This window comes from Caulobacter sp. GW821-FHT11E11 (assembly GCF_058808315.1).
Map to the genome: position 1 here is coordinate 315528 of NZ_JBXARO010000001.1, position 25652 is coordinate 341179.

Below are 25652 nucleotides of genomic sequence, written 5' to 3' on the forward strand. Positions count from 1 at the left end.
TTTGTAATCGAACGCGGCACTTTTTGTGCCCGATTCTGATTGACACATTTTGTGCCACATAGCATTCAGCTCTCGTCACCGAGGGGTGAGAAGACGCTGACTGCCGCGCCTTGATCGGCGTTTCATCAGGCAATCATCGGTTCGACATCCTGTCCATCAGCGGGGGCTGCTGCGATCTCGGCGGCTCCACCAACCACCATCGGCGCCCTGAGGCGAGCGCCGGGAGGAGAGCCCATGTCTGCCGCTCCGTTCATCAACCGGGCCGTCGCCCAAGACCCGTGGGATCCCGCCTATCGGGACCTGCGCCAGGCGCTTTCGCGGCTGATGGCGGGGCTGGGCCTTACGGACGTCGCCGCGCAGGGCGGCCTGGCCATCCTGCTGGCCGATCCGCGCGCGCCGATGATCCTGACCATGACGCCCACGGCGACGGCGCCCGTCGCCCGCGAGGAGGATGCCGACGGCCTCTGGGTTCCCGGCCGTCAGGGCCTGGTGCGGGTGGCGCTGTCGGAGATCGACTGGATCGAGGCGGCCAAGGACTATGTCCTGCTGCACACGGCCACGCGCCGGCACATCCACCGCATCACCATGACGACGCTGGAGCGCGAGCTGAACCCGCGCCGGATGATGCGGGTGCACCGTTCGGCCTTCGTCAATCCCGACCGGGTCAAGGCCGTCAATCGCGCGGGGCGGGGGCTGATCTCGCTGGTGCTGCGCGATGGCGCCGCGGTGCCGGTGGGGCCCAGCTATGTCGCGGCGGTGCAGGAGCGCCTGAGCTTGCGCGGTCCTGCCCCAGATCGTCAGGCAGTCATGGCGGCGTGACGCGGGTCCAGCCCGAAAGCAGCGGGACGGTCGCACAGGCCGGCCCGCCATCCTTGGCGCGGCCGGCGATGGTCGCCGCCAGCACTTCGCCCGAGGCGATGTCGGCCGGCAGGTCGTGCAGATAGATCTTGATGCGTCGCGACCACACGGTGTGGCCATCGCCCGCCTGCCCGCCCGAGGCGATGTAGACGAAGCGCCCCCGGCTGTCGTTGCGCACGAAGCCGCCGCCGGGGCGAAGGCCGTTCGGCGTCGGGGTCAGGGTAATGGGAATGTCGAAGGAGAGGTCGCCTTCAGCCCGCACCGGATCGACCGGATGGTTCTTGGCGTCCTGTTTGGAGAAGACCACGCCGGGCGGCGGGTCGGCCAGGATGATCCTCAAGGTGAGATCGATCCTGGCCAGAGACATCAGTAGGTCTCGTTGTAGCGCTTGATCGCCGCGCGGATGACGTCGGCGGTTTCCTCGATGTCGGCCCAGCCGGTGATCTTGGTCGACTTGCCCTTTTCCAGATCCTTGTAATGCTGGAAGAAGTGGGCGATCTGCTCGGTCAGGATGGTCGGCAGGTCACGCCAGCTGGACACACCGGTGTAGAACGGGTGCAGCTTGTCGACCGGCACGGCCAGGATCTTTTCGTCCGAGCCGGCTTCGTCGACCATCATCAGGGTGCCGATCGGGCGGCAGCGGATGATCGCGCCCGGCACGACCGGGGTCGGACCCACGACCATGATGTCGGCGGGATCGCCGTCATCGGCCAGGGTGTGCGGGATGAAGCCGTAGTTGGCCGGGTAGAACATCGCCGTATGCAGGAAGCGGTCGACCATCAGGGCGCCGCTTTCCTTGTCGATCTCGTACTTCACCGGCTCGCCGCCCTGCGGGATCTCGATGATGGCGTTGAGGTCGTAAGGCGGGTTCACCCCGGTCGGAATCTTTGAGAGGTCCATTGTGACTCTTCGTCTTATGAGGACCGCGGGGAGGCGGCCTGCGCGGGCTGGCTTATAGGCGATTATTGCTGCGGTGCGGAAGTCAGAGTCGGGAGATTTCCCGCCTGAGAGTCGACAGAGCCCATCTGTTCGCCTATAAAGCGTTCTACATCGTCCGTTAGCGCTAGATGGCGCTTTCGAGCGGCGGCCGAAAGGCTGCCGCTTTTTGTTTGGCTGATCGGCAGCGAAGCTGGCGGCCTTGAGAGTTGAGAGAACCGTGCGCGGCAAGACGCAGGAAGACCGTGATCTGATCGAGTTGCTCGATCCCGTCGCCGAGAGCCTCGGCTACGAGATCGTTCGCCTTCGCCTGATGGGCGGGGCCGAGCAGCGCCGCCTGCAGATCATGGCCGAACATCCGCTGCAGGAAGACGGCAGTGGCGGCGACATGAACGTCGAGGACTGCGCCCGCCTGTCGCGCGGCCTGTCCGAGGTTCTGGACCCCGCCGATCCGATCTCCGGCGAATACACGCTGGAAGTCTCGAGCCCCGGCATCGACCGCCCCCTGACCCGCCTGAAGGACTTCGACGACTATGCCGGTCTGGAGGCTCGCATCGAGCTCGACCGCGTCGCCGAGGGCCGCAAGCGCTTCAAGGGCGAGCTGGCCGGCATCGAGGACGACCAGGTGGGTTTGAACATCGAGGGCGAGGACGACGTTACCGTCTACTTCCCCTTCGCGTGGATCATCGACGCCAAGCTCGTCATGACCGACGCCCTGATGGACCGGGGGGCCAAGCAAAGGGCCGCCCGTCTGCAATCCGACAACGAAGACGTGTCCGAAAGTGAAGAGGACTGACCATGGCCATCGGCATTGCCGCTAACCGGCTCGAACTCCTGCAGATCGCCGACGCGGTCGCCCGTGAAAAGGGCATCGAGAAGGAAGTCGTCATCGAGGCCATCGAGGACGCGCTCCAGAAGGCCGCTCGCGCCCGTTACGGTGCCGAGCATGACATCCGCGTCAAGATCGACCCGCGCACGGGCGAGACGACGCAGAAGCGCGTGATCGAAGTCGTCGCCGACGACACCGAGCTGGAAGGCGAGATCGGCAAGGTCCAGCTTTCGATCGCCAAGCGCAGCTGGCGCGACGCCGAGATCGGCAAGGTCTACGAAGAAATCCTGCCGCCGTTCGAGATCGGCCGCGTCCAGACCCAGATGGCCCGCCAGGTCGTCATGCATAAGGTCCGCGAAGCCGAGCGTGAGCGTCAGCACGAAGAGTACAAGGATCGCGTCGGCGAGATCGTCAACGGCAGCGTCAAGCGCGTCGAATACGGCAACGTCATTGTCGACCTGGGCCGTGGCGAAGGCATCATGCGCCGCGACCAGTCGATCCCGCGCGAGAACTTCAACGTCGGCGATCGCATCCGCGCCTACATCTACGACGTCCGTCGCGAGACCAAGGGCCCGCAGATCATGCTGAGCCGCGCGCACGGCGGCTTCATGGCCAAGCTGTTCGCCCAGGAAGTGCCGGAAGTCTACGACGGCGTCATCGAGATCCGCGCCGTGGCCCGCGACCCGGGTTCGCGCGCCAAGATGGCCGTCATCTCGAACGACAGCTCGATCGACCCCGTCGGCGCCTGCGTCGGTATGCGTGGTTCGCGCGTGCAGGCCGTCGTGGCCGAGCTGCAGGGCGAAAAGATCGACATCATCCAGTGGTCGGAAGATGAAGCCACCTTCATCGTCAACGCCCTGGCCCCGGCCGAAGTCTCCAAGGTCGTCATGGACGAGGAAGACGAGCGCGTCGAAGTCGTGGTGCCGGACGAACAGCTGTCGCTGGCCATCGGCCGTCGCGGCCAGAACGTCCGCCTGGCCTCGCAGCTGACCGGCTGGCAGATCGACATCATGACCGAAAGCCAGGAGAGCGAGCGCCGTCAGCGCGAGTTCGCCGAGCGCACCAGCCTGTTCCAGGAAGCCCTGGACGTCGACGAGGTCATCGCCCAGCTGCTGGTCACCGAAGGCTTCGCCGCGGTGGAAGACGTGGCGTTCGTCGAGCCGCATGAAATCGCCTCGATCGAAGGCTTCGACGAAGAGACTGCCGAGGAACTGCAAGCCCGCGCCCGCGAATTCCTGGACAAGGAAGCCGCCGCCCTGGACGCCAAGCGCGTCGAACTGGGCGTGCAGGACGAGGTCCTGGCCGTCGAGGGCGTGACCCTGGCCATGGCCGTGGCCCTGGGCGAAGGCGACGTGAAGACGGTGGAAGACCTCGCGGGTCTGGTGCCGGACGACATGCGTGGCTGGTTCGAGAGCAAGGGCGGCGAGCGCGTGCGCGAGCCGGGCATCCTGGAGACCTTCAACCTGTCGCCGGAAGACGCCGAAGCCCTGATCATGCGCGCCCGCATCGTCATGGGCTGGGTCGAAGCCCCGCCGGAGCCGGAATACGAGCCGGAAGCCGAGTACGAAGGCGAATACGAGGGTGAAGCCGAAGGCGACGTCGTCGCCGAGGACGCCCCTGAAGAGGCTGAAGCCGCTTCGGAAGAGGTTGTTTCGGAAGACGCCGCCTCGGAAGAAGAAGCCTAAGGGCGTCTGACGAACGCGTGACGGCCTCGCGGAGCAATCCGCGGGGCCGTTCGCCATTCTGGAACGTTCCTAGCCCAGCGAGACATGACCGAAGCCGCCACGCCCAAGACCCACGCCGAAGCCAACCGCCTGCGCAAGGACATCGTCCTGGGCGAGGCGACGGACGAGGCGCGCCTGGTCCGCTTCGTGGCGGGTCCGGATGGCCTCGTGGTGCCGGACGTGGCGCGCAAGCTGCCGGGCCGGGGTATCTGGGTCGGAGCCGATCGGGACTCGATCACGACCGCCGCCAAGAAGGGCCTGTTCTCGCGCGCGGCCAAGGCCAAGCTGACGGCGCCCGCCGACCTGGCCGACCAGGTCGAGGCCCTGCTGGTCCGCCGCATCCTGGACAGCCTGGGACTTGCGCGGAAGGCCGGGACCATTATCTCAGGCTTCGAAAAGGTGGTGGCCGCCCTGGGGACGGGCCAGGTCGCCTGGCTGATCGAGGCGTCCGACGCGGCCGCTGACGGTCGCCGAAAGATCCTCAACGCCGCCCGCAAGGCGTCCAGAGCGCCCCGTGTCCTGGGCGCATTCAATTCGGATGAATTGGGTTTAGCCTTGGGCGGGGAGAATGTGATACACACCGCACTCCTTGCCGGGCGCGGCGCCGATAGCTGGACATTGGATGTCGAGCGCTTGTCGGGTTTCCGCCCGCTTTTGCCTCCCGAATGGTCGGCGAACGAGCGTGAGGATAGCTAGAGATCTTCCCGCCTCGGCGGATCGGATTTCTCATGAAAGAGGGCGAGCCTGTTCGCCCGGGTCTGGCTAACCGATCGCGACAGGCTCTAGGGTTTTTGCCTCCCACCGGGGAACCGCCGGTGCGATGGAAAAGCTCTAGAATCTTTGATGTTGGGCGCGGCTATTCGGGTCGCGTTCGTGAGTGAAGGGTCGGGAAACGCGCTTCCTTTTTGGAGGTACGTCCAGGCCCCTTTCTCACATGGAACGAACGGTTTTTTAGCCGGGTACCGCCCGGCGGAAGTACAAGCGAGCGCATGAGCGACGATAACGAAAACGGCCGTCCCGGCAATCGACCCCCGATAACGCTGAAGCCCCGCCAGGGCTCGGTGAGCGCCGGAGTCGTGAAGCAGAGCTTCAGCCACGGCCGGACCAAGACGGTGGTTGTGGAAACCAAGCGGACGCGTCCCCACGCGGCCCCGAGCGGCAATCTTGCCGCGCCGTCTTCGGCTGAGCGTCGCCATACGCCTGACGCCCCGGCTCCGCGCCCGCAGCAGTCGCAAGGCGGCGGTGGCGGCGGTTCGGCCGGCGGCCTGTCGCAGGAAGAACTGCGCGCCCGCCAACGCGTCGTCGACGCCGCTCGTGAAAATCAAGCTCGCCAAGCCGCCGACCAGGCCGCCGCCGATGCGCGCGCTCGCGCCGCTCAGGAAGCCGCCCAGCGCGAAGCCGCCGCCAAGGCCGCGGCCGAACGCGCCGCCGCTGCGCCGGCCCCGGCTCCCGCGCCTGTCGCTCAGGCGCCGGTCGTTCAGGCCCCCGTCGCGCCCGCCGCGCCGGCAGCCCCGCCGCCGGTGGCCGCTGCTGCTCCGGCGCCGCGCCCCGTGGCCCAGGCTCCGGCCGCGCCGCGCGCCGAAGCGCCTCGTCAGGATGCGCCCCGTCACGAAGGTCCTCGCCATGAGGGCCCGCGTCACGATGGTCCGCGCGGCCAGGCCGCGCCCGGCCAGACCCGCACCTACGAGCCCAGCCGCGAACGCCGCGACGATCGTCCCAGCACGACGACCTATCGTCCGGCCCCGCAAGGCGACCGCCCGTTCAACCAACGCGCGCCGCGTCCCGACGCCGGCGCCAATTTCGGCCAACGCGCGCCGCGTCCCGAGGGCGACCGTCCGCGCGGTCCGCGTCCCGACGGTGATCGTCCGCAAGGTGATCGTCCGCAGGGCGATCGTGGCGGCTACCGTGGCGACCGCCCGCAGGGTGATCGTCCGCAAGGCGACCGTCCGCAGCAGACCGTCCGCTACTCGGCCCTCGCGCCGCGTCCGGCGCCGGGCGCTCGTGGTCCCGGCGGTCCGCCGCGCGGTCCGCGTCCCGGCGTGCCCGCCGCGGCCCCGGCCACGCCGGAAATCCAACGCGCCATGCGTTCGGCCCCGCGTCCCGGTGGCGAAGCTGGCCGCCGTCCGGACGAGGATGACGATCGTCGCAAGGCCGCGAACGCGCCCAACAAGGCCGTGTCGCGCGTCAAGGGCGCCCCGCAGCGCCGCGAAGGTCGTCTCACCATCCAGGCCGTGGCCGGCGATGGGGATTCCGCCGATCGCATGCGCTCGCTGGCCTCGGTCCGCCGGGCTCGCGAACGTGAAAAGGAAAAGCGCCGTGGCGGCGTGGCCGAACAGGCCCGTGTCGCGCGTGAAGTGATCATTCCCGACGTCATCACCGTGCAGGAGCTGTCCAACCGGATGGCCGTGCGTGGCGTCGAGATCATCAAGTTCCTGATGCGTCAGGGCGTGATGCTGAAGATCAACGACGTCATCGACAACGACACCGCCGAGCTGGTGGCGACCGAATTTGGTCACACCGTGCGCCGCGTGTCGGAAGCCGACGTCGAAGAAGGCTTCATTGGCGCCGAGGACATCGACGATCACCTGGAGCCGCGACCCCCGGTCGTGACGATCATGGGTCACGTCGACCACGGCAAGACCAGCCTGCTCGACGCCCTGCGCTCGACGGACGTGGCGGCCGGCGAACACGGCGGCATCACCCAGCACATCGGTGCCTATCAGGTTCGCCTGAAGGACGGCCAGCGCGTGACGTTCCTCGACACGCCCGGCCACGCCGCGTTCTCGTCGATGCGCGCTCGCGGCGCCAACATCACCGACATCGTCGTGCTGGTGGTGGCCGGTGACGACGGCGTGATGCCTCAGACGATCGAGGCGATCAAACACGCCAAGGCCGCCGACGTGCCGATCATCGTCGCCGTCAACAAGATGGACAAGCCGGGCTCGGATCCGACCCGCGTGGTCAACGAGCTGCTGCAGCACGAGATCGTCGTAGAAAGCCTGGGTGGCGACACCCAGATCATCGAGGTCTCGGCCAAGGCCCGCACCGGCCTGGACGAACTGCTCGAAGGCATCCTGCTGCAGGCCGAAGTGCTGGACCTGAAGGCCAACCCCGACCGTAGCGCCGACGGCGTCGTGATCGAGGCCAAGCTGGACAAGGGTCGTGGCGCGGTCTCGACCGTTCTGGTCAACCGCGGCACGCTGAAGCGCGGCGACATCGTCGTCGCCGGCAGCCAGTGGGGCCGCGTCCGCGCGCTTCTCAACGAGCGCAACGAGCAGCTGACCGAAGCCGGTCCGGCCACCCCGGTCGAGATCCTCGGCCTGGACGGCGTGCCCTCGCCGGGCGACGCCATCGCCGTGGTCGAGAACGAAGCCCGCGCTCGCGAGCTGACCGAGTACCGCATCCGCCTGAAGCGCGAGAAGTCGCTGGCCCCGATCGGCGCCGGCGCTTCGATGGCCGACATGATGGCCAAGCTGCAGGACAAGAAGCTGAAAGAGCTTCCGCTGATCATCAAGGCCGACGTGCAAGGTTCGGCCGAGGCGATCATCGGTTCGCTGGACAAGATGGCCACCGACGAGGTCCGCGCGCGGATCATCCTGTCGGGCGCCGGCGCGATCAGCGAAAGCGACGTTATGCTGGCCAAGGGCGCCGGCGCGCCGGTCATCGGCTTCAACGTCCGCGCCTCGGCGCAGGCGCGGGCCCTGGCCGAACGCGAAGGGGTCGAGATCCGCTACTACGCGATCATCTACGACCTGCTGGACGACATCAAAGGCGTGCTCTCGGGCATGCTGGCCCCGATCCAGCGCGAAACCTTCCTCGGCAACGCCGAAGTCCTGCAGGCCTTCGACATCTCGAAGATCGGCAAGGTCGCCGGCTGTAAGGTCACCGAAGGCGTGGTCCGCAAGGGCGCCAAGGTCCGGATCATCCGTAACGACATCGTCGTTCTGGAACTGGGCACCCTGGCGACGCTCAAGCGCTTCAAGGACGAGGTCAACGAGGTCCCGTCCGGCCAGGAGTGCGGCATGCTGTTCGCCGGCTTCCAGGACATCAAGGTCGGCGACACTATCGAGTGCTTCACCGTCGAAGAGATCAAGCGCCAGCTCGACTAGGCGTTCGATCCAAACTCAGCTTAGAGAAAGGCGCGGGCGCAAGCTCGCGCCTTTCTTGCGTTTGGGCGAGCGTATGATCGAGATCGAAGGCCGAATCGAGGTGCGCGAGGCCGCGACGGCCGGCGCGGCGCTGACCCAGCGGCTCTATGGCTGGCGACGCTATGGTTTCCTCATCTATCTGGCCCTGATGGCGGGGCAGGTCATCGCCTGGATGTCCGTCTCGAGGCTCGCCGGCCTGCCTGCCGCCTGGAGCAACCTGGCCATCATCGGCACGTCGGTCCTGTTCATTGTTCTCTATCTGCGCTGGTGCCGCGGCCTGGCGCGCGCCGCCTTCCGCCGGCTCGGCGCGCCGATGGAGACCGACGTGCGCTTCAGCGCCGACGAGGCGGGCTTGCGTGTGCAAGGCGGCACGGACACGTTCCTCCCTTGGACCGCCGTGCTGATGGTGACGCCTAGCAAGGCGGCCTGGCTTTTCGTGGTTGGCGGCATGGCCTATTTCGCGCCGCGCAGGTTCTTCGCCGGCAAGGACGCGGAGCGAGCTTTCGTAGCCTACGCCCTGCAGCGGATCTCGCCTGAGGCTCGGGCCCGCAGCCGTGAGGCCGTCGCCTTCGCAGGCTAGACTGGAAATCGCCCCAATCCGGGGCTACCCATTCCACATGCGTATCAAGGCCCTTCTTGCTCTGACCGCCGTCGCCGCCGCGTTGAGCGCCTGCGCGACCGCGACCCGTCTAGACGCCGCCGGCGACGTGCACGACCTGCTGATCGCCATCCGCGACAACGACAGGGCGTCTTTCGACGCCCATGTCGACCGCAGGGCGCTGAAGTACCAGATCGAGTCGCGCCTGATGGAAGAGGCCCGCCAGCGCGGCGGGCAGAGCAACGGCGTCATGGCCCTGGCCGCCCTGGCGGCGGGGCCGCTGGCCGACGTGGCTGGCGAGGCGCTGATCCGGCCTGAGACTTTCCACGCCGCCGCCAACTACTACGGCTATACGCCCGACCGCCCGATCCCGGGCCGCATCGCCATCGCCAGCACCCTGCGCCCCGTGGGCGACGGCCGGGTCTGCGCGGCCAAGAAGGACGGCCCCTGCCTGCTGACCTTCAGCCTGGAAGGCGACCGCTGGCGCTTGTCGGGCTTTGATCCTCAAGCCGCGAACCTGCACTTCAAGCGATGAAGCAAGCCATCTGGGGGGGCGTGGCCCTGGCCCTGCTGGCAGTGACGACTGCCCGGGCCGAGACGCGGATGTTCTCGTACGACCCGATCTCGCCGGACGCCAAGCGGCTGACCGGCGCGGGGGTGACGATCCTGTTCAACCAGGGCCTGCTGGGCTCGGGCCGGCCGGTCAAGGTGCTGGCCACCGGCGTGCCGGCCGAGGCGCGGCTGAAGGACGGTCGCCAGAAGGACCTGGGTCCCGGCGGCCTCGCCGCCATGGACGGCGTCGACGCCGACGCCATGCTGTTCGAGGTCGACGCCAAGGCCGCCCAGGGCAAGATCTATGTCCGCGCCTTCTGCCCGGGCGCGACGCGGCTGTGGCTGTCGTTCAGCACCATCGTCATCCGCCGCGACCTGCGCATCCAGGCGTTCGGCGATGATCCCAAGGCCGAGGGGAAAGCCCGCCTGTGCGGCACGCTGGACTTCTCGTATCGCGGCGAATGGCGCCTGCCCAAGAACCGCGCGCCCGATCCGATGAGCGACTGGACCGACAGTCCGCAGCACCCGGACACGACCAACTAGATAATTTTTCGCCGGTCGTGTCGCATCCGACCGGCCTCCCGCGTCTTTGAAGAGAGGAACGGGAGATGCGCGATGCGCTTCATGGTGCTTCTGAAGGTCGAGGCCGAGCCAGGCCCGGAACTGAACCGGGCCATGCGGGCCTATGACGCCGAACTTGTCCGGGCCGGCGTGGCCGACCGGACCCGGCTGTCGGCCCGGGGGGCGCGCACGACGCCGGACGTGGACGGCGAGGGGCGCACCGTCGCCGGCTTCTGGGTCTTCGACCTCGACTCCCGCGAGGACGCCGCCGCCTGGGTGCGCCGCTGCCCCGCGCCGGCCGATGGGTCCGCCGAGATCGAGATCCGCCTGCTGCTCGAGCCTGGCGACCTTTCCGAACGGCCTGTGCAGAGCAGGACGAAACCCGTCTGGGAGCGGGCGATGGCGTTCTGAAGACCGCCGGTCTAGCCTTCTCGAAACAAAGCGGGGGCGGGCATGACTGACGATGCGCTGGCGGGGTTCGAGCGGTTCGAGTTCGACGACGGGCGCTGGACGCGCGAGGTCTACAGGATCGGGTCCGGGCCGGCGGTGATCGTCATCCACGAGGTGCCTGGCCTGCATCCGGGCGTGCTGGCCTTCGCCCGCGACCTGGCGGCATCGGGCCTGACCGCCTACTGCCCCAGCCTGTTCGGCCAGCCGGCCAAGACGGTCACGCGCGGTTATGCGATCGGCGAGATCGTCAAGAATATCTGCGTGCGCCGCGAGTTCGTCGCCCTGAAGGACGGCCGCTCCAGCCCGATCGTCGACTGGCTGCGCGCCCTGGCCCGCCAGGCCCATGCCGAGTGTGGGGGCAGGGGCGTCGGCGCGGTCGGCATGTGCTTCACCGGCGGCTTCGCCCTGGCGATGATGACCGAGCCGGCCGTCGTGGCGCCGGTGATGTCTCAGCCCTCGCTGCCGCTGGGCAAGGGCAGCGGCCTGGACTGCTCTGCCTCGGAACTGGCCTGCGCCAAGCAGCGGTTCAAGGACGAGGACCTGTCGCTGCTGGCCCTGCGCTTTTCCTCCGACAAGCTGGTGCCCAACGCCCGCATCGACCGGCTCAGGGCCGAGTTCGGCGACAAGGTCGAGGTGGTCGAGCTGGCCGATGCGGACGCCGCGCCCGGCGTGCCGATGGCCCCGCACTCGGTGCTGACCCTTCACCTCCACCGCTCGGTCCCCGACAGCGGCAGCATGAAGGCCCGCGACAAGGTGATCGCGTTCTTCAAGGACAGGGCGGGGGCCTAAGGCTGGACTTCCGGGTCCGACAGGCCTAGACACCCCGCCTTCCGATTTTCCCCGCGCACCGGCGTTCGATCCGCCGGCCGGGCCGCAAGGATACCGCGCCATGAAGCGCAATACCGAGACCAAGAAGAGCGCCCCGATGGGGCCCTCGCAACGCCAGCTGCGCGCCGGCGAACTGATCCGCCACGCCCTGGTCGATGTCTTCCGCGAGGAGGGCCTGGCCGATCCGGTGCTGGTCGGCGTCTCGATCACGGTGTCCGAAGTGCGGATGAGCCCCGATCTGCGCCACGCCGTCTGCTTCGTCGAACCGCTGGGCGCTGGCCTGAAGGGCGAGGCGGGCCGCGACGACGAGAGCATCAAAGAGGTCCTCAAGGCCCTGAACCGGGGGGCGAGCTTCCTGCGCGGCCGCCTGGGCAAGCTGATCGACATGAAGTTCACGCCCGACCTGAAGTTCATTCACGACGAGAGCTTCGGCGCCGCGGCCCACATGGACCGCCTGTTCGACGACCCGCGCGTCCAGCAGGACGTCCGCACCCTGGCGGACGTCGCCGGCGAAGACGACGAGGACTAAGGCATGGCCCGCCGCAAGAAGGGCGACGCCATCTCGGGCTGGCTGTGCCTGGACAAGCCCTACGACCTGACCTCGACCACGGCCGTCAGCCGCGTGCGCCGCGCCTTCAACGCCCAGAAGGGCGGCCACGCCGGCACGCTGGACCCACTAGCCACCGGCATTCTGCCCATTGCTCTCGGTGAGGCGACCAAGACCGTCCCGTTCCTGATGGACGCCGACAAGGCTTATCGTTTCACCATCGCCTGGGGTCGCGACACCACGACCCTGGACCGCGAGGGCGAGACGACCGGGACCTCGGACGTGCGTCCGACCCGCGAACAGGTCGAGGCCGCGCTGCCCGCCTTCATCGGCGAGGTCGACCAGATCCCGCCGAACTTCTCGGCCATCAAGGTCGACGGCGAGCGCGCCTATGACCTGGCCCGTGACGGGGTCGAATTCGAGCTGGCCACGCGCAAGGTCAACATTTTCGCGCTGCGCGTGACCGAAGCGGCCGATGTCGACCACGTCACCCTGGAGATGGAATGCGGCAAGGGCACCTATGTCCGCGCCGTGGTCCGCGACCTGGCCAAGGCGCTGGGGACCTGCGGCCATGTCGCCGAGCTGCGCCGAACGCGGGTGGGCGGGTTTACCGAGAGTGGCTCGATATCGCTGGAAACTCTCGAGAATTTGAGCTATGAGGCCCGGCTGTCGGAGGCATTGCTTCCGGTCGAGACCGCGCTGGACGACATCCCGGCGTTGGCCGTGACCGATGAAGACGCTTTCCGGCTTGCACAGGGACGCGCCATCGTCCTGCTCCCAAGGCAGGTAGAAACGCTGAAAGCCGAGCTTCCGCCCGGCGATCGCACCGTTTCCGCCATGTCAGGGGATCGGCTGGTGGCCCTGTGCGAGATGCGCGCTGGGAAGCTCAATCCCGTGCGGGTCTTCCAACTCACCTGAGCGGAGACATCCGATGTCGATCACCATCGAGCGCAAGAGCGCTCTTATCGCCGAACACGCCCGCACCACTGGCGACACCGGCAGCGCTGAAGTCCAGGTCGCGATCCTCTCGGAGCGCATCTCGAACCTGACCGAGCACTTCAAGACGCACAAGAAGGACAACCACAGCCGTCGTGGCCTGCTGAAGCTGGTTTCCCAGCGTCGCCGGCTCCTCGACCACCTGAAGAAGTCCGACGTCGCCCGTTACCAGTCCCTGATCGAAAAGCTGGGTCTGCGTCGCTAAGGCACACAGAGGTCCGCCGCCCCGCTCACGCAGGGCGGCGGATCGCGTATTTGGAGCCCGGCGGTCGAGACAGGCCGTTCGTCGGGAGCCCAAGGCGGTTCGCGCACACCTTCTTCCTGAAGGCTTGGCCAGAACCGTTCGTCCGTCCGAGGGTTCACGTCCTCAAACCCGCCTGTCGAACTGGATGAGGATCACCGGGCCGGCTCCAAAAGCTCTTCAAGCTTCGCCGTCCTTCCCTGTCCGCCCCGACGAGAATCCGCTCGCGGGAACCGAAAGAAGCAAAATGTTCGATATCAAGCGCAAGACGATCGAGTGGGGCGGCAAGACGCTGGTCCTCGAAACCGGTCGCATCGCCCGTCAAGCCGACGGCGCCGTTCTGGCCACCATGGGCGAAACCGTCGTCCTGGCCACCGCCGTGTTCGCCAAGAAGGCCAAGCCCGGCCAAGATTTCTTCCCGCTGACGGTCAACTACCAAGAAAAGACCTTCGCGGCCGGCAAGATCCCCGGTGGCTTCTTCAAGCGTGAAGGCCGTCCGTCGGAAAAGGAAACCCTGGTTTCCCGCCTGATCGACCGTCCGATCCGCCCGCTGTTCGTCAAGGGCTTCAAGAACGAAGTCCAGGTCGTCGTCACCGTGCTGCAGCACGACCTCGAGAACGATCCCGACATCCTGGGCATGGTGGCCGCCTCGGCCGCCCTGGTCCTTTCGGGCGCCCCGTTCATGGGCCCGATCGGCGCCGCGCGCGTCGGTTATGTTGACGGCGGCTACGTGCTGAACCCGACGCTCGAAGAGCTGAAGGAAAGCAAGATGGACCTGGTCGTGGCCGGCACCGCCGACGCCGTGATGATGGTCGAAAGCGAAATCCAAGAGCTCTCGGAAGAGATCGTGCTGGGCGGCGTCAACTTCGCCCATAAGGAAATGCAGACGGTGATCGACGCGATCATCGAGCTGGCCGAGCACGCCGCCAAGGAGCCCTTCGACTTCCAACCGGAAGACACCGACGCCCTGAAGGCCGAAGTGAAGAAGGCCGTCGGCAAGGACCTGGCCGACGCCTACAAGATCCAAGCCAAGGGCGACCGCGTCGCCGCGCTGGGCGCCGCCAAGACCAAGGCCATCGAGACCTTCGCCAAGAGCGACACCAACCCGGCCGGCATCGACCCGCTGAAGCTGGTCTCGGTCTTCAAGGAACTGGAAGCCGACATCGTCCGTCGCTCGATCCTGGACACCGGCATCCGCATCGACGGCCGCACCGTCGACAAGGTCCGTCCGATCCTGGGTGAAGTCGGCATCCTGCCGCGCACCCACGGCTCGGCCCTGTTCACTCGCGGCGAGACCCAGGCGATCGTGGTCGCCACCCTGGGCACCGGCGACGACGAGCAGTTCATCGACGCCCTGGAAGGCACCTACAAGGAATCCTTCCTGCTGCACTACAACTTCCCTCCCTACAGCGTCGGTGAAACCGGCCGTATGGGCAGCCCGGGCCGCCGCGAAATCGGCCACGGCAAGCTGGCCTGGCGCGCCCTGCGCCCGATGCTGCCGGCCAAGGAGGACTTCCCCTACACGATCCGCCTGGTCTCGGAGATCACCGAGTCGAACGGTTCGTCCTCGATGGCCACGGTCTGCGGTTCGTCGCTGGCCATGATGGACGCCGGCGTGCCGCTGATCCGTCCGGTCTCGGGCATCGCCATGGGCCTGATCCTGGAAAAGGACGGTTTTGCGGTTCTGTCGGACATCCTGGGTGACGAAGATCACCTGGGCGACATGGACTTCAAGGTCGCCGGCACCAGCGAAGGCCTGACTTCGCTGCAGATGGACATCAAGATCGCCGGCATCACGCCCGCGATCATGGAGCAGGCCCTGGCTCAAGCTAAGGGTGGCCGTGAGCACATCCTCGGCGAAATGAACAAGGCCATGGACGCTCCGCGTGAAGAGGTCGGCGACTTCGCTCCGAAGATCGAGACCATCACCATCCCGACCGACAAGATCCGTGAAGTGATCGGTTCGGGCGGCAAGGTGATCCGCGAGATCGTCGCCACCACCGGCGCCAAGGTCGACATCAACGACGAAGGCACCGTGAAGGTCTCGGCCTCGGACGGCGCCAAGATCAAGGCCGCGATCGACTGGATCAAGTCGATCACCGACGAAGCCGAAGTGGGCAAGATCTACGACGGCAAGGTCGTGAAGGTCGTCGATTTCGGCGCCTTCGTGAACTTCTTCGGCGCCAAGGACGGCCTCGTCCACGTCAGCCAGATCAGCAACGAACGCGTCGCCAAGCCGTCGGACGTGCTGAAGGAAGGCCAGATCGTCAAGGTGAAGCTCCTGGGCTTCGACGATCGCGGCAAGACCAAGCTGTCGATGAAGGTCGTCGATCAGGAGACCGGTGAAGACCTGTCCAAGAAGACCGACCTGGCTCCGGAAGACGCCGTCAACACCTAAGGGTGAACGGCTCTCCAGAGTGAGAGACCAAGCAGCGGGCGGTTCCGAAAGGGACCGCCCGTTTTGCGTTTCTGGGGTTGTCGTTGTTCTCTATTTGTTCCATTCTGGGCTGCGGAATGGAGACGGGCGATGGCTGACCAGGTCGTTCAATGCGGCGCCTGCCGGGTCGATGTCCGTGTCGTGCATGCAGACGGCGGGGATGTCGTAAGATGTCCCGCCTGCGCGCGGACCGCGCCGAAGGCCGAGGCGATCCAGATGGCTCGCAGCGCCCTGATCGACATCGTCATGCGCGATCTGCCCGAAAACCTGCGCCAGATCGTCCGCGACAACGCGGCGCTCGGGTACAGGGCGTCCGACCGCTACGACTGGGCGCTGAGAGGTCCGCGTCCGTCTTGACTCTTATTTCGGTATTTAGCTAAATATCGATCCATGAGCGAAGTTTTCAAGGCCCTGGCTGATCCGACGCGGCGGCGCGTGCTGCAGTTGCTGCGCGAGCGGCCGATGACGGCGGGCGAGCTGGCGGGGCATTTCGCGAGTTCCAAAGCCACGCTGTCGGCGCACTTTTCGGTACTGCGCGAAGCCGGGCTGATCGCCGCCGACAAACGCGGGGTGACTATCACCTACAGCCTGCGGCTGTCGGTGCTGGAAGACGCCCTGCTGGCCTTCGCCGAGACTTTCGGCATCGGACTGGCCGGCGCGGATGCGCTGAAGGAGGAAGGGTCTCGATGAATCGTCCGCTCAAACTGATCCTGGCCCTGATCACCCTGGCCTCGCTGGTCGCTGCCGTCGGGGCTCTGGCCTGGCGCTGGCGGGAGGCGGGCGATATCGCGGCGGTGCTATCGGGTCCCAAGCCACTCCGGGCGATGATGCTGCTGGCCATGCCGTTCGTGATGAGCGGCCTGATGGCCTTTTCGATCCACGCCCAGGGCGGTCGCAAGCCCGGCCGCTACGAGACCGGGTTCGTGGGCCTGACCCTGGTCACCCACTTTGGCCTGCTGGCGGCGATCCAGGGTTGGATGACCCTGGTCTATCTGGGCGGCGCGCTGCCCGACCGGGACTATGCCACCCGCCTGCTGGTCGCGTTCCTGGGCCTGGGCATGAGCGTGCGCGGCAACTTCTTCGCCAAGCTGCCGCCGCCGGGCGAGGACGAACTAGGAGGCTGGTCGCGAACCGCGCGCCGCTCGGGGCTCATCGTGTTCATCACGGGCCTAGCGCTGGCGGCCTGCGCCATCCTGTTGCCGATGCCGGGCGTGATCGCGGCCCTGGGCGGGGCGTTCTTCCTGGTGCTGATGGTCAATCAGGCCCAGCGCAAGGCGACGGCGCGGCTTGGCGCCTGAAGCTCATTATTCGAAACAATGAGTTTCGATCATTTCCATATCCGCGCTAATCTGTCGCGGGCACAGTCTCGTCATCAAACGGCGGTAACGGCCTGATGGGGGCCTAGCCAAGCGAGGGATGACGGACATGAGCAGCGGCTTTTTCACCACCAACGACGGCGTGAACATCTTCTTCAAGGATTGGGGTCTCAAGGACGCCCAGCCGATCGTCTTCCACCACGGCTGGCCCCTGTCGTCGGACGACTGGGACGCGCAGATGATGTTCTTCCTCTCGAAGGGCTTCCGCGTCATCGCCCATGACCGTCGCGGCCACGGCCGGTCGGACCAGACGGATGTCGGCAATGAGATGGACACCTACGCCGCCGACGTGATCGCGCTGGCCAAGCACCTGGACCTCAAGAACGCCGTCCACATCGGCCACTCGACCGGCGGCGGCGAAGTCGCTCACTATGTGGCGCGGGCCGAGCCGGGCCGCGTGGCCAAGGCCGTGCTGGTCGGCGCCGTGACGCCGATCATGCTGAAGACCGACGCCAATCCGGGCGGCCTGCCGCGCGAGGTGTTCGACGGCTTCCGCAACGGCACGGCCTTCGATCGCGCCCAGTTCTTCCGCGACGTGGCCGCCGGCCCGTTCTACGGCTTCAACCGCGACGGCGCGAAGGTCAGCCAGGGCGTGATCGACAACTGGTGGCGTCAGGGCATGATGGCCGGCGTTAAGGCGCTGTACGACTGTGTGGCGGCCTTCTCCGAGACCGACTTCACCCAGGACCTGAAGACCATCGAGGTCCCCGTCCTGGTGCTGCACGGCGAGGACGACCAGGTCGTGCCGATCGACGCCTCGGCCCGCCAGGCGATCAAGCTGCTGAAGAACGGCAAGCTGATCACCTATCCGGGCTTCCCGCATGGCATGGCGACGACCCAGGCCGAAACGATCAACAAGGACCTGCTGGCCTTCATCCAGGGCTAGGCCCGAGGACTGAGGTTTGGAGGGCCGTGTCGCAAGGCGCGGCCCTTAGCCTTTCGGCGTCACCTTCACGACCGCTTGGTCCGGCGCGCCGTTGCCGCCTCGACAGGCGGCCCACTTGTACTTGATGTCCATGCAGACCCAGACCTCGGTCAGCCGGCCGTCCTTGACGCGGACGTTCAGGCCCTCGGGCCGGACGCCGCGATTGCGCGACAGGAAGGCCTGGCGGATCTCGCCGGCGGTCATGGTCTGGTCCGCGCCCGGATCGAGATCCGGCACGTTCAGGCCCTTGCGGACCTTCTGGGCCTTCTTGAAATAGGCTTCGGGCGTTGCCCAGTTGCAGGTCCCGTGCGCCTGCCACTCGTGCTGCAGCAGCCAGGGCGAGGGGGTCATGCACAGGTTGGCCTTCACCGTCGCCGGGCTCATCGGCGGGCTGGGCTTGCAGTAGCGCGGATGCACCTTGTCGGGACCGTTGGGCCACAGGCCGTGCACCGTGAAGCCGAAGCTGTTGGTCTGGCACTGGATCTTCTTGTCCGACTCCGGGATGCCCGCGCGGCAGGCCTCGGGGGACCAGTAGAGGGCCAGCAGATAGGCCGCGATCGGCACGTCGGGATGGATCTCGTCGGCCGGCGGGACCTCGGCCGGGGCGGGGGTGACGACCGGCGGCACCGCGCACGACTTCAGGCTGGAGGCCTGGGCGCCGCTCGCGAGGGCGAGCAGGGCGGCAACGACGGCGAGGGCGGTCTTCATGAGAAACTCCAGACTACGACGCGGATAGGCCCCGCGCCGCGGCCGGCGTCAAGCGAACGTCTAGCGACGCGCCTCGGTGGCCATCCGCACCGCCAGGCCGCCCAGCACCGTGGCCATCAGCCAGCGCTGGATCAGGGCGAAGCTGGGCCGCGTGGCCAGGAAGGTCGCGATGCCGCCGGCCATGAAGCAGATGGCCCCGTTGACGCTCAGCGAGACGGCGATCTGCGACAGGCCCAGGGCCAGCGACTGGGTGAAGACCCCGCCGTGCTCGGGCTTGATGAACTGCGGCAGCAGCGACAGGTACAGCATCGCCGCCTTGGGGTTCAGGATGTTGGTGACGAAGCCCATGGTGATCAGCTTAGCAGGGCTGTCCTTGGGCAGCTCGCGCACCTGGAACGGCGAGGCGCCGCCCGGCTTGATCGCCTGCCAGGCCAGCCAAGCCAGGTACAGCGCGCCGCCAAAGCGCAGGATGTCGTAGGCGATCGGCGCGGCCATCAAGAGGGCGGTGATGCCCAGCGCCGCGCACAACAGATAGACGACGAACCCCGCCGCCGTGCCGATCAGCGACACGATCCCGGCCCAGCGGCCCTGACAGATCGAGCGGCTGACCAGATAGAGCATGTTCGGGCCCGGGGTCAGGGCCATGCCGAGGCAGACGAGGGCGAAGGCGATCCAGGTCTTGGCGTCGGGCATGGGGAGGGCTCCGTGGGGGACGGCGGAGCTTTAGCATGTGGGAGCGGGCAGGGGCGAATGCATAGACGCAGCCGCTCCGGCGCGAGGCTGAACCGCCGTGTCTCGGCGCCTCCAGCAAGCAAAGCGTCGCTTTTCAGACACACATGCCGCAATTGCGAACGATTATCATTGCGACAGCTTTGCAAGATGGCTAAGAACGCCTCGCAATTTCAAGAGGGGCCTGCTCAACACCGCGCCCCCGGGGATAGGACCAACAAATGCGTAAGCTGAACTCCGCCGGTGTCGTGAGCCGGCCTCGTCGCGCTCTGGGCGCCGCCGCCGTCGCCGGTCTGGCCGGTCTGGGCATGGCCCAAACCGCCGCCGCCGCCGACATCGACGCGCCGGTCGCGACCGCCGCTGCCGCCGCCACGGCCCCCGACAACACCGAGGTCTCGACCGTCAAGATCGACGCCAAGCGCGTCGCCGACCCGTCGTCGAGCAAGTTCACCGCCCCGCTGGTCGACACCCCCAAGTCGGTGACGGTCATCCCGTCACGGATCATCGAACAGACCGCCGCCACCTCGCTGACGGACATCCTGCGCACCTCGCCGGGCATCACCTTCGGCGCCGGCGAAGGCGGCCAGCCGCTGGCCGACCGTCCGTTCATCCGCGGCTCCAGCTCGGCCAACAACATCTTCGTCGACGGCGTCCGCGACAGCGGCGGCCAGACCCGCGAGATCTTCAACCTGGAACAGGTCGAGGTCGTTAAGGGTCCCGACAGCGCCTATAGCGGCCGTGGTTCGGGCGGCGGCAGCATCAACCTGTCGTCCAAGTCGCCGAAGGCCGAGAACTTCGCGCGCGGCATGGTCGGCGTCGGCACCGACGAATATGTCCGCGCCACGGCCGACCTGAACTACGCCATCAACGACAGCGTCGCCGTGCGCCTGAACGTGCTGGGCACGCAGGGCAACACCCCGGGCCGCAAGGCGGTGGACTTCAGCCGCTGGGGCTTTGCGCCGTCGCTGGCCATCGGCCTGAACGGCGACACCCAGATCACCGCCAGCTACTACCACCTCGATACCGACCAGATGCCCGACTACGGCATCCCGCTGATGACCAAGACCACCCAGCCGCGCACGGCCACGGGCATCCTGGCGGTCGACTATCGCAGCTTCTACGGCATCAAGAGCCGCGACTTCCAGAAGACCAAGTCGGACATCGCCACCTTCGCCATCGACCACAAGATCGATGACGACCTGAACGTCCGCCAGGTGGTCCGCTACTCCAAGAGCCTCAACGACTACCTGGTCACCAACCCCGGCGACGGCGGCGCGGCCCAGTTCGTCCAGGGTCAGTGGTGGATGAAGCGCGGCACCAAGAGCCGCTGGAACCCGACCGAGACCATCGCCGCCGTCACCGACGTGCATGGCAAGAAGGTCCTGGGCGGCCTGGAGCACAGCTTCGACATCGGCATCGAGCTGAGCCGCGAAGAGAACAAGAACGCCAGCTACCTGCCCTACGGCACGACCACCTCGGCCTGCCCGACCGGCTTCACGATCGCGGCGGCGACCCTCACCAGCGTCGGCGGCGGCGACTGCACGCTTGTCTACAAGCCCAACGCCAATGACGTCTGGGTCGGCACCCTGAACAAAGGCCCGACCACCAGCAACCTGACCAAGACGGCGGCGATCTACGGCTTCGACACCATCAAGTTCGGTGAGAAGATCCTGCTGAACCTGGGCGTTCGCCACGACAGCTATGAGAGCCGCGGCGTCGACGCCTCGGCGACCAGCGCCAACGGCGTCGTCACCGGCGTGACCTACGTGGCGCGCGGCGGCAAGTGGGACTTCACCAACTACCAGGTCGGCCTGGTCTACAAGCCGACCGCCAGCTCCAGCCTCTACGGTTCGTACGGCACGTCCTCGACGCCTCCGGGCATTTCGGGCGGCGACCAGAACAGCAACACCACGACCGGCACGGGCAACCTATTGACGGTGCAACTGGAGCCGGAAGACAGCGAAAGCTTCGAGCTGGGCGCCAAGGCCAACGTCTTCCACGACACGCTGGCCCTGTCGGCGGCGGCCTTCAAGACCACTCGCAAGAACGCCCAGATCCAGATCGACGCCAACACCTATGCCCAGGTCGGTGAGGTCGAGGTGAAGGGCTTCGAGCTCGGCTTCTCGGGTAACGTGACCCCGAAGTGGCAGGTGTTCGGCGGCTACACCTACATGGACAGCGAGCTGGTCAAGGGCGCCTATACCAGCGTCAACCAGGGTGACTCGCTGGCCAACACGCCCAAGCACACCTTCTCCAGCTTCTCGACCTACCGCATCACCCGCGCGATCTCGCTGGGCGGCGGCGCCTACTACGTGTCGAAGAGCTTCGGCGGCAACCAGGGCGGCGCCGGCGGCGGCGCCAACGAGATCTACGCCCCGTCGTACTGGCGCTTCGACGGCTTCGCGTCGTGGAAGGTCAACGACAAGGTCGATCTGCAGCTGAACGTCCAGAACCTGACCGACGAGCGCTACATCGCCCGCACCAACGGCGTGCACCACGCCGATCCGGCTCCGGGTCGCCAGGCGATCCTGACCTTCAACGTGAAGTACTGACCCTCCCCCTATCGGGACTTCATGTTTCGCGCCCCGCTCGACAACGAGGTCGAGCGGGGCGCTTTATTTTTCGGCCTGATCCAGATCAAAGAGGATTTGGGCTCCGCGGACTAAGCGGGAGCCAGGATAAGGAGCCGCCCGCATGATGCTGCAGATCCCGCAGGTGCTGACCAAAGCCGAGGTGGTCGCGTGCCGGGCGATCCTGGACGCCGGCCCCTGGGTCGACGGCAACCTGACCTCGGGCCACCAGGCCGCGCGGGCTAAGGCCAACGAGCAGCTGCCGCAGGACAGCGACGCGGCCCGCGCCGTGGGGGCGACGATCCTGCAGGCGCTGGAGGCCAATCCGCTGTTCGTCTCGGCGGCCCTGCCTCAGGTCATTCTGCCGCCGATGTTCAACCGCTACGGCGAAGGCATGGGCTTCAAGGACCATGTCGACAATGCCATCCGCCGCGATCCGGTGACGGGCCAGCGCCTGCGCACCGACCTGTCGGCGACCCTCTTCCTGGCCGAGCCCGAGGACTATGACGGCGGCGAGCTGGTCGTGAACGACCTCTATGGCGACCACGTCGTCAAGCTCGAGGCCGGCGACATGATCCTCTATCCCAGCTCCAGCCTGCACCACGTCACCCCGGTGACCCGGGGGCGGCGCACGGCCAGCTTCTTCTGGATCCAGAGTCTGATCCGCGACGACGCCCGCCGCACGATCCTGCTGGAGATGGACGTCGCCATCCAGCGCCTTGCCCGCCAGGTCGAGGCCGACGACCAGGGGATCCTGTCGCTGACCGGCGTCTACCACAATCTTCTGCGGCAATGGGCCGAGGTTTAGGGGGCCAAGGTCTGAAGGCGACGACCATTTCGGGGAACATCGCTACGCCAGTGGAACCATAAGTTTACGGTTGCGCTCCACGATCCGCCCAACCTCGCGGAGAACGGATGTCCAAGGCGGCGAGCTCTGATGCCAATTCCAGCGTCCCCACGCCTTTCGGCGGGGCCGACGCGGCGCATTGGTTCTTCGACAACGCCAGCGACCTGTTCGTCGTCGTCTCGGCCGAAGGGCGTTTCGTCTCGGTCAACGCCGCCTGGACCCATGTCACGGGGTGGCCCGTCGACGCGCTGATCGGCCAGCCGACCATCAAGTTCGTCCATCCCGACAGCCAGCCCGAGCTGCTCGACATCATCCGGCGCATGACCGAGACCGGCTCGGCGGTGACCGAGCTGAAGGTGCGCTGCCAGGACGGCGGCTGGATCTGGCTGCAGGGGCGCGGACGGCTGGGGCCCAATGGCGAGTTGGTCGGCATGCTGCACGACGTCTCGGCCGAGGTCGAAAGCCGCGCCGAGCTGGAGGCCGCCCGCCGCACCCGTGAGCTGCTGGCCGAGGCGGCCGGCATCGGGGTCTGGAGCTACGAGCCGGACGGCGAGCGTATCGACTGGTCGCCGGACACCCTGGCCCTGCTGGGCCTGCAGCCCGCCGATGTCGACACCGGCGAGAAATTCCTGAGCCGTCTGCCCGACGACCAGCGCGAGACGGTGCACGAAGCCTTCCGTCAGGCGACCCGGACCGGCGTGGGCGGCGCCATCGAGTTCCGCCTGCGCGGCAATGACGGCCGCTGGCAGACCTTCCGCAGCACCTATCGCGCCGAGGCCCGGCCGGGGCCGCTGTTCGCGATGAAGGGCATCACCCAGAACATCACCGACGTGGCCCGCAGCCGCGACAAGGCCCTCTGGAGCGAGCGCCGGGCCCGTCGCCTGGTCGAGGACGCCCCGTTCGCCGTCGCCGTCTACGACCTGGACATGCGGCTGCGACTGGTCAGCCCGCGCTTCCTGGAGATCTTCCGCTCGACCGAGGCCCAGGTCATCGGCAAGACCCTGACCGAGCTCACCCATGGCGGTCGCCGCCGCTTCGTGGCCGGGGTGAGCCGGGCGCTGTCGGGCGAGATCGTCACCCGCCGCGAGGACCGCCTCGACGACGCCGACGGCGTCGAGCGCGTCTTCCGCTGGGAGGCGCGGCCCTGGCGCAACGAGGCCGGCGATATCGTCGGGGTCATCACCTACATGGACGACGTCACCGCCCTAGCGGCGGCGCGGCGCGAGGCGCGGATCAACGCTCGCCGGCTGAAGGTCGCCCTGGGGGCGGCGCGGGCCGGGGTCTACGAGATCGACCACGAATCCCAGGGGTTCTGGGGCTCGCCCGAGTTCCACCGCATGATGGGCCGCCGCGTCGGCTACGAGGACGTCCGCGAGGCCGTCTGGCCCATGATCCACCCCGACGATCGCGAACAGCTGTACGCCGCCGCGGCCGAGTGGCGGCGGACGGGCGAGTGGGGCGCCCAGGAATACGATGTGCGCCTGGTGGCGTCGGGCCGCGAGCCGCGCTGGGTGCGGGTCTTCCATGACGTGCGCCGCGACGCCTCGGGCCGGGCCCGCAAGGCGTTCGGCCTCGTCCTGGACGTCGACGAGAAGAAGAAGGCCGAGCTGGCCCTGATCGCCGCCGAGCGCACGGCCCAGGCGGCCAACGAGGCCAAGGCCCAGTTCCTGGCCAACATGAGCCACGAGATCCGCACGCCGATGAACGGCGTGCTGGGCGTGATGCATGTGCTCAAGCGCGAGCTGCCGGCCGGCGACAGCGCGGATCTTCTAGGAGAGGCTTTGGCCGCTGGCCAAATGCTGTCGACCCTGCTGGACGACGTCATCGACATCTCGCGCATCGAGGCCGGGCGCCTGGACCTGAACCACGAGCCGGTCGATCCGGGCGAGCTGGTTCGCGGCGTCGCCCGCCTGCTGGCCGGCCAGGCCACGCACAAGGGGCTGCGGCTGGAGCTCGACATCGCGGGCGACCTGGGCTGGATCGAGACCGACCCGACCCGGGTGCGCCAGGCGCTGTTTAACCTGATCGGCAACGCCGTGAAGTTCACCCTGCGAGGCTCGGTCACGGTGCGAGCCCGCAAGGAGGCCGACCGGCTGGTCTTCGACGTGATCGACACCGGCGTCGGCGTGCCCCTCGAGGCCCAGGCGCGCCTGTTCGAACGCTTCCAGCAGGCCGACGCCAGCACCACCCGCCGCTTCGGCGGCTCGGGCCTGGGCCTGGCCATCACCCGCAAGCTGGCGGAAATGCTGGGCGGCGAAGTCACCTTCACCTCGGTCCCGAACGAGGGCTCGACCTTCACCCTGACCATCGCCGCTCGCGCCGCCGTCGCGCCGGGCGCGGTCGAGGCCCATGCCGACGACCTGCTGTCGGGTCTGAAGGTGCTCGTCGTCGAGGATAACCCCACCAACCAGCTGGTCGCTCGCCGCATCCTGCAGCAGTTGGGGGCGGACGTCAGCGTCGCCGACGACGGAGCCTCGGGCGTCGAAGCGGCCCGCGACGGGGCCTTCGACCTCATCCTGATGGACGTGCAGATGCCGGGCATGGACGGGCTGGAAGCCGCCCGCCGGATCCGCGCCTTGCCGGGTCCCGCCGCGCAGGCGCCGATCATCGCCCTGACCGCCAATGTCATGGCCCACCAGCGGGCCTCATACCGCGCCGCCGGCATGAACGGCGTGGCCGCCAAGCCGATCGCCCCGGCCGCCCTGGTCGCCGAGATCGTCCGCCTGTCGCAGGCCGGACCGGACGAACAGGGCGCTGTCGCCTAACCCCGTTCCCCGAAGCTTTGAACCACG

Annotated in this window: 25 protein-coding genes; 21 read left to right on the forward strand and 4 right to left on the reverse strand. The window is 67.5% G+C overall.

Annotated features, from left to right (window positions below; translation table 11 throughout):
• Nucleotides 1-234 precede the first annotated feature (234 nt).
• Complete coding sequence (locus AC1RR5_RS01595) at nucleotides 235-819, forward strand: LytR/AlgR family response regulator transcription factor (protein WP_492919347.1); 585 nt, start codon at nucleotides 235-237, stop codon at nucleotides 817-819.
• Here the strand turns inward: AC1RR5_RS01595 and AC1RR5_RS01600 are convergent.
• Nucleotides 806-1225, reverse strand: coding sequence for a DUF5990 family protein (locus AC1RR5_RS01600; protein WP_492919348.1), 420 nt, complete (start codon nucleotides 1223-1225; stop codon nucleotides 806-808). The genes AC1RR5_RS01595 and AC1RR5_RS01600 overlap by 14 nt on opposite strands.
• Nucleotides 1225-1758 (reverse strand): inorganic diphosphatase, encoded by a 534-nt coding sequence (gene ppa, locus AC1RR5_RS01605; RefSeq protein ID WP_492919349.1) that lies wholly within the window; start codon nucleotides 1756-1758, stop codon nucleotides 1225-1227. Before ppa ends, AC1RR5_RS01600 begins: the two co-directional genes overlap by 1 nt.
• 256 nt (nucleotides 1759-2014) lie before the next feature.
• Here ppa and rimP point away from each other — a divergent pair, with 256 nt between their 5' ends.
• The 17 genes from rimP (at nucleotide 2015) to AC1RR5_RS01690 (ending at nucleotide 17967) form a co-directional block, all read left to right on the forward strand.
• Complete coding sequence (gene rimP / locus AC1RR5_RS01610) at nucleotides 2015-2590, forward strand: ribosome maturation factor RimP (protein WP_492919350.1); 576 nt, start codon at nucleotides 2015-2017, stop codon at nucleotides 2588-2590.
• A 2-nt stretch (nucleotides 2591-2592) separates the two neighbouring features.
• Entirely contained in the window at nucleotides 2593-4308 is a 1716-nt protein-coding gene (gene nusA / locus AC1RR5_RS01615) for a transcription termination factor NusA (protein WP_492919351.1), read from the forward strand.
• Between the two features lie 84 nt (nucleotides 4309-4392).
• A complete protein-coding gene (locus tag AC1RR5_RS01620) occupies nucleotides 4393-5043 on the forward strand; it encodes an RNA-binding protein (RefSeq protein ID WP_492919352.1) in 651 nt (216 codons plus the stop codon).
• A 293-nt stretch (nucleotides 5044-5336) separates the two neighbouring features.
• The gene (infB, locus tag AC1RR5_RS01625) at nucleotides 5337-8456 is read left to right on the forward strand and encodes a translation initiation factor IF-2 (RefSeq protein WP_492919353.1); all 3120 of its coding nucleotides are present in this window, start codon (nucleotides 5337-5339) and stop codon (nucleotides 8454-8456) included.
• A 73-nt stretch (nucleotides 8457-8529) separates the two neighbouring features.
• Nucleotides 8530-9075 (forward strand): YcxB family protein, encoded by a 546-nt coding sequence (locus AC1RR5_RS01630; protein ID WP_492919354.1) that lies wholly within the window; start codon nucleotides 8530-8532, stop codon nucleotides 9073-9075.
• Between the two features lie 37 nt (nucleotides 9076-9112).
• On the forward strand, nucleotides 9113-9628 hold the full coding sequence (locus AC1RR5_RS01635) for a DUF2939 domain-containing protein (protein WP_492919355.1): 516 nt from the start codon (nucleotides 9113-9115) through the stop codon (nucleotides 9626-9628).
• Nucleotides 9625-10188, forward strand: coding sequence for a hypothetical protein (locus tag AC1RR5_RS01640; protein WP_492919356.1), 564 nt, complete (start codon nucleotides 9625-9627; stop codon nucleotides 10186-10188). The genes AC1RR5_RS01635 and AC1RR5_RS01640 overlap by 4 nt, the downstream gene beginning before the upstream one ends.
• 72 nt (nucleotides 10189-10260) lie before the next feature.
• Entirely contained in the window at nucleotides 10261-10617 is a 357-nt protein-coding gene (locus AC1RR5_RS01645) for a YciI family protein (protein WP_492919357.1), read from the forward strand.
• A 42-nt stretch (nucleotides 10618-10659) separates the two neighbouring features.
• A complete protein-coding gene (locus tag AC1RR5_RS01650) occupies nucleotides 10660-11445 on the forward strand; it encodes a dienelactone hydrolase family protein (RefSeq protein WP_492919358.1) in 786 nt (261 codons plus the stop codon).
• A gap of 100 nt (nucleotides 11446-11545) precedes the next feature.
• Nucleotides 11546-12013, forward strand: coding sequence for a 30S ribosome-binding factor RbfA (gene rbfA, locus AC1RR5_RS01655; RefSeq protein ID WP_492919359.1), 468 nt, complete (start codon nucleotides 11546-11548; stop codon nucleotides 12011-12013).
• A 3-nt stretch (nucleotides 12014-12016) separates the two neighbouring features.
• Nucleotides 12017-12949 carry a tRNA pseudouridine(55) synthase TruB gene (gene truB, locus AC1RR5_RS01660; protein WP_492919360.1) on the forward strand — a complete coding sequence of 311 codons (933 nt, stop codon included), beginning with the start codon at nucleotides 12017-12019 and terminating at the stop codon, nucleotides 12947-12949.
• A gap of 13 nt (nucleotides 12950-12962) precedes the next feature.
• On the forward strand, nucleotides 12963-13232 hold the full coding sequence (rpsO, locus tag AC1RR5_RS01665) for a 30S ribosomal protein S15 (RefSeq protein ID WP_454713536.1): 270 nt from the start codon (nucleotides 12963-12965) through the stop codon (nucleotides 13230-13232).
• A gap of 283 nt (nucleotides 13233-13515) precedes the next feature.
• On the forward strand, nucleotides 13516-15666 hold the full coding sequence (gene pnp, locus AC1RR5_RS01670) for a polyribonucleotide nucleotidyltransferase (RefSeq protein ID WP_492919361.1): 2151 nt from the start codon (nucleotides 13516-13518) through the stop codon (nucleotides 15664-15666).
• A gap of 129 nt (nucleotides 15667-15795) precedes the next feature.
• A complete protein-coding gene (locus AC1RR5_RS01675; RefSeq protein WP_492919362.1) occupies nucleotides 15796-16062 on the forward strand; it encodes a hypothetical protein in 267 nt (88 codons plus the stop codon).
• A gap of 33 nt (nucleotides 16063-16095) precedes the next feature.
• Nucleotides 16096-16395, forward strand: coding sequence for an autorepressor SdpR family transcription factor (locus tag AC1RR5_RS01680; RefSeq protein ID WP_492919363.1), 300 nt, complete (start codon nucleotides 16096-16098; stop codon nucleotides 16393-16395).
• Entirely contained in the window at nucleotides 16392-17003 is a 612-nt protein-coding gene (locus AC1RR5_RS01685; RefSeq protein ID WP_492919364.1) for a hypothetical protein, read from the forward strand. The genes AC1RR5_RS01680 and AC1RR5_RS01685 overlap by 4 nt, the downstream gene beginning before the upstream one ends.
• A gap of 127 nt (nucleotides 17004-17130) precedes the next feature.
• Nucleotides 17131-17967 (forward strand): alpha/beta fold hydrolase, encoded by an 837-nt coding sequence (locus tag AC1RR5_RS01690; RefSeq protein ID WP_492919365.1) that lies wholly within the window; start codon nucleotides 17131-17133, stop codon nucleotides 17965-17967.
• Between the two features lie 45 nt (nucleotides 17968-18012).
• On the opposite strand, the gene AC1RR5_RS01695 is transcribed toward AC1RR5_RS01690, so the two are convergent.
• Together AC1RR5_RS01695 and AC1RR5_RS01700 are read right to left on the reverse strand one after the other, a co-directional pair.
• Entirely contained in the window at nucleotides 18013-18726 is a 714-nt protein-coding gene (locus tag AC1RR5_RS01695) for a ribonuclease T2 (RefSeq protein WP_492919794.1), read from the reverse strand.
• 48 nt (nucleotides 18727-18774) lie between these two features.
• Nucleotides 18775-19407, reverse strand: coding sequence for a LysE family translocator (locus tag AC1RR5_RS01700; protein WP_492919366.1), 633 nt, complete (start codon nucleotides 19405-19407; stop codon nucleotides 18775-18777).
• Between the two features lie 257 nt (nucleotides 19408-19664).
• Here AC1RR5_RS01700 and AC1RR5_RS01705 point away from each other — a divergent pair, with 257 nt between their 5' ends.
• The 3 genes from AC1RR5_RS01705 to AC1RR5_RS01715 all read left to right on the forward strand — a co-directional run bounded on the left by AC1RR5_RS01705 (nucleotide 19665) and on the right by AC1RR5_RS01715 (nucleotide 25625).
• Nucleotides 19665-21995, forward strand: a complete 2331-nt coding sequence (locus tag AC1RR5_RS01705; RefSeq protein ID WP_492919367.1) for a TonB-dependent receptor — start codon at nucleotides 19665-19667, stop codon at nucleotides 21993-21995.
• A gap of 142 nt (nucleotides 21996-22137) precedes the next feature.
• The gene (locus AC1RR5_RS01710) at nucleotides 22138-22821 is read left to right on the forward strand and encodes a Fe2+-dependent dioxygenase (RefSeq protein ID WP_492919368.1); all 684 of its coding nucleotides are present in this window, start codon (nucleotides 22138-22140) and stop codon (nucleotides 22819-22821) included.
• 107 nt (nucleotides 22822-22928) lie between these two features.
• Nucleotides 22929-25625, forward strand: coding sequence for a PAS domain S-box protein (locus AC1RR5_RS01715; protein WP_492919369.1), 2697 nt, complete (start codon nucleotides 22929-22931; stop codon nucleotides 25623-25625).
• Nucleotides 25626-25652 lie beyond the last annotated feature (27 nt).

Coding starts and splice junctions, on each gene's coding strand:
- AC1RR5_RS01595 (WP_492919347.1), top strand. CDS start 235: ATGTCTGCCGCTCCGTTCATCAACCGGGCCGTCGCCCAAGACCCGTGG.
- AC1RR5_RS01600 (WP_492919348.1), bottom strand. CDS start 1,225: ATGTCTCTGGCCAGGATCGATCTCACCTTGAGGATCATCCTGGCCGAC.
- ppa (WP_492919349.1), bottom strand. CDS start 1,758: ATGGACCTCTCAAAGATTCCGACCGGGGTGAACCCGCCTTACGACCTC.
- nusA (WP_492919351.1), top strand. CDS start 2,593: ATGGCCATCGGCATTGCCGCTAACCGGCTCGAACTCCTGCAGATCGCC.
- AC1RR5_RS01620 (WP_492919352.1), top strand. CDS start 4,393: ATGACCGAAGCCGCCACGCCCAAGACCCACGCCGAAGCCAACCGCCTG.
- infB (WP_492919353.1), top strand. CDS start 5,337: ATGAGCGACGATAACGAAAACGGCCGTCCCGGCAATCGACCCCCGATA.
- AC1RR5_RS01630 (WP_492919354.1), top strand. CDS start 8,530: ATGATCGAGATCGAAGGCCGAATCGAGGTGCGCGAGGCCGCGACGGCC.
- AC1RR5_RS01635 (WP_492919355.1), top strand. CDS start 9,113: ATGCGTATCAAGGCCCTTCTTGCTCTGACCGCCGTCGCCGCCGCGTTG.
- AC1RR5_RS01640 (WP_492919356.1), top strand. CDS start 9,625: ATGAAGCAAGCCATCTGGGGGGGCGTGGCCCTGGCCCTGCTGGCAGTG.
- AC1RR5_RS01645 (WP_492919357.1), top strand. CDS start 10,261: ATGCGCTTCATGGTGCTTCTGAAGGTCGAGGCCGAGCCAGGCCCGGAA.
- AC1RR5_RS01650 (WP_492919358.1), top strand. CDS start 10,660: ATGACTGACGATGCGCTGGCGGGGTTCGAGCGGTTCGAGTTCGACGAC.
- rbfA (WP_492919359.1), top strand. CDS start 11,546: ATGAAGCGCAATACCGAGACCAAGAAGAGCGCCCCGATGGGGCCCTCG.
- truB (WP_492919360.1), top strand. CDS start 12,017: ATGGCCCGCCGCAAGAAGGGCGACGCCATCTCGGGCTGGCTGTGCCTG.
- rpsO (WP_454713536.1), top strand. CDS start 12,963: ATGTCGATCACCATCGAGCGCAAGAGCGCTCTTATCGCCGAACACGCC.
- pnp (WP_492919361.1), top strand. CDS start 13,516: ATGTTCGATATCAAGCGCAAGACGATCGAGTGGGGCGGCAAGACGCTG.
- AC1RR5_RS01675 (WP_492919362.1), top strand. CDS start 15,796: ATGGCTGACCAGGTCGTTCAATGCGGCGCCTGCCGGGTCGATGTCCGT.
- AC1RR5_RS01680 (WP_492919363.1), top strand. CDS start 16,096: ATGAGCGAAGTTTTCAAGGCCCTGGCTGATCCGACGCGGCGGCGCGTG.
- AC1RR5_RS01685 (WP_492919364.1), top strand. CDS start 16,392: ATGAATCGTCCGCTCAAACTGATCCTGGCCCTGATCACCCTGGCCTCG.
- AC1RR5_RS01690 (WP_492919365.1), top strand. CDS start 17,131: ATGAGCAGCGGCTTTTTCACCACCAACGACGGCGTGAACATCTTCTTC.
- AC1RR5_RS01700 (WP_492919366.1), bottom strand. CDS start 19,407: ATGCCCGACGCCAAGACCTGGATCGCCTTCGCCCTCGTCTGCCTCGGC.
- AC1RR5_RS01705 (WP_492919367.1), top strand. CDS start 19,665: ATGCGTAAGCTGAACTCCGCCGGTGTCGTGAGCCGGCCTCGTCGCGCT.
- AC1RR5_RS01710 (WP_492919368.1), top strand. CDS start 22,138: ATGATGCTGCAGATCCCGCAGGTGCTGACCAAAGCCGAGGTGGTCGCG.
- AC1RR5_RS01715 (WP_492919369.1), top strand. CDS start 22,929: ATGTCCAAGGCGGCGAGCTCTGATGCCAATTCCAGCGTCCCCACGCCT.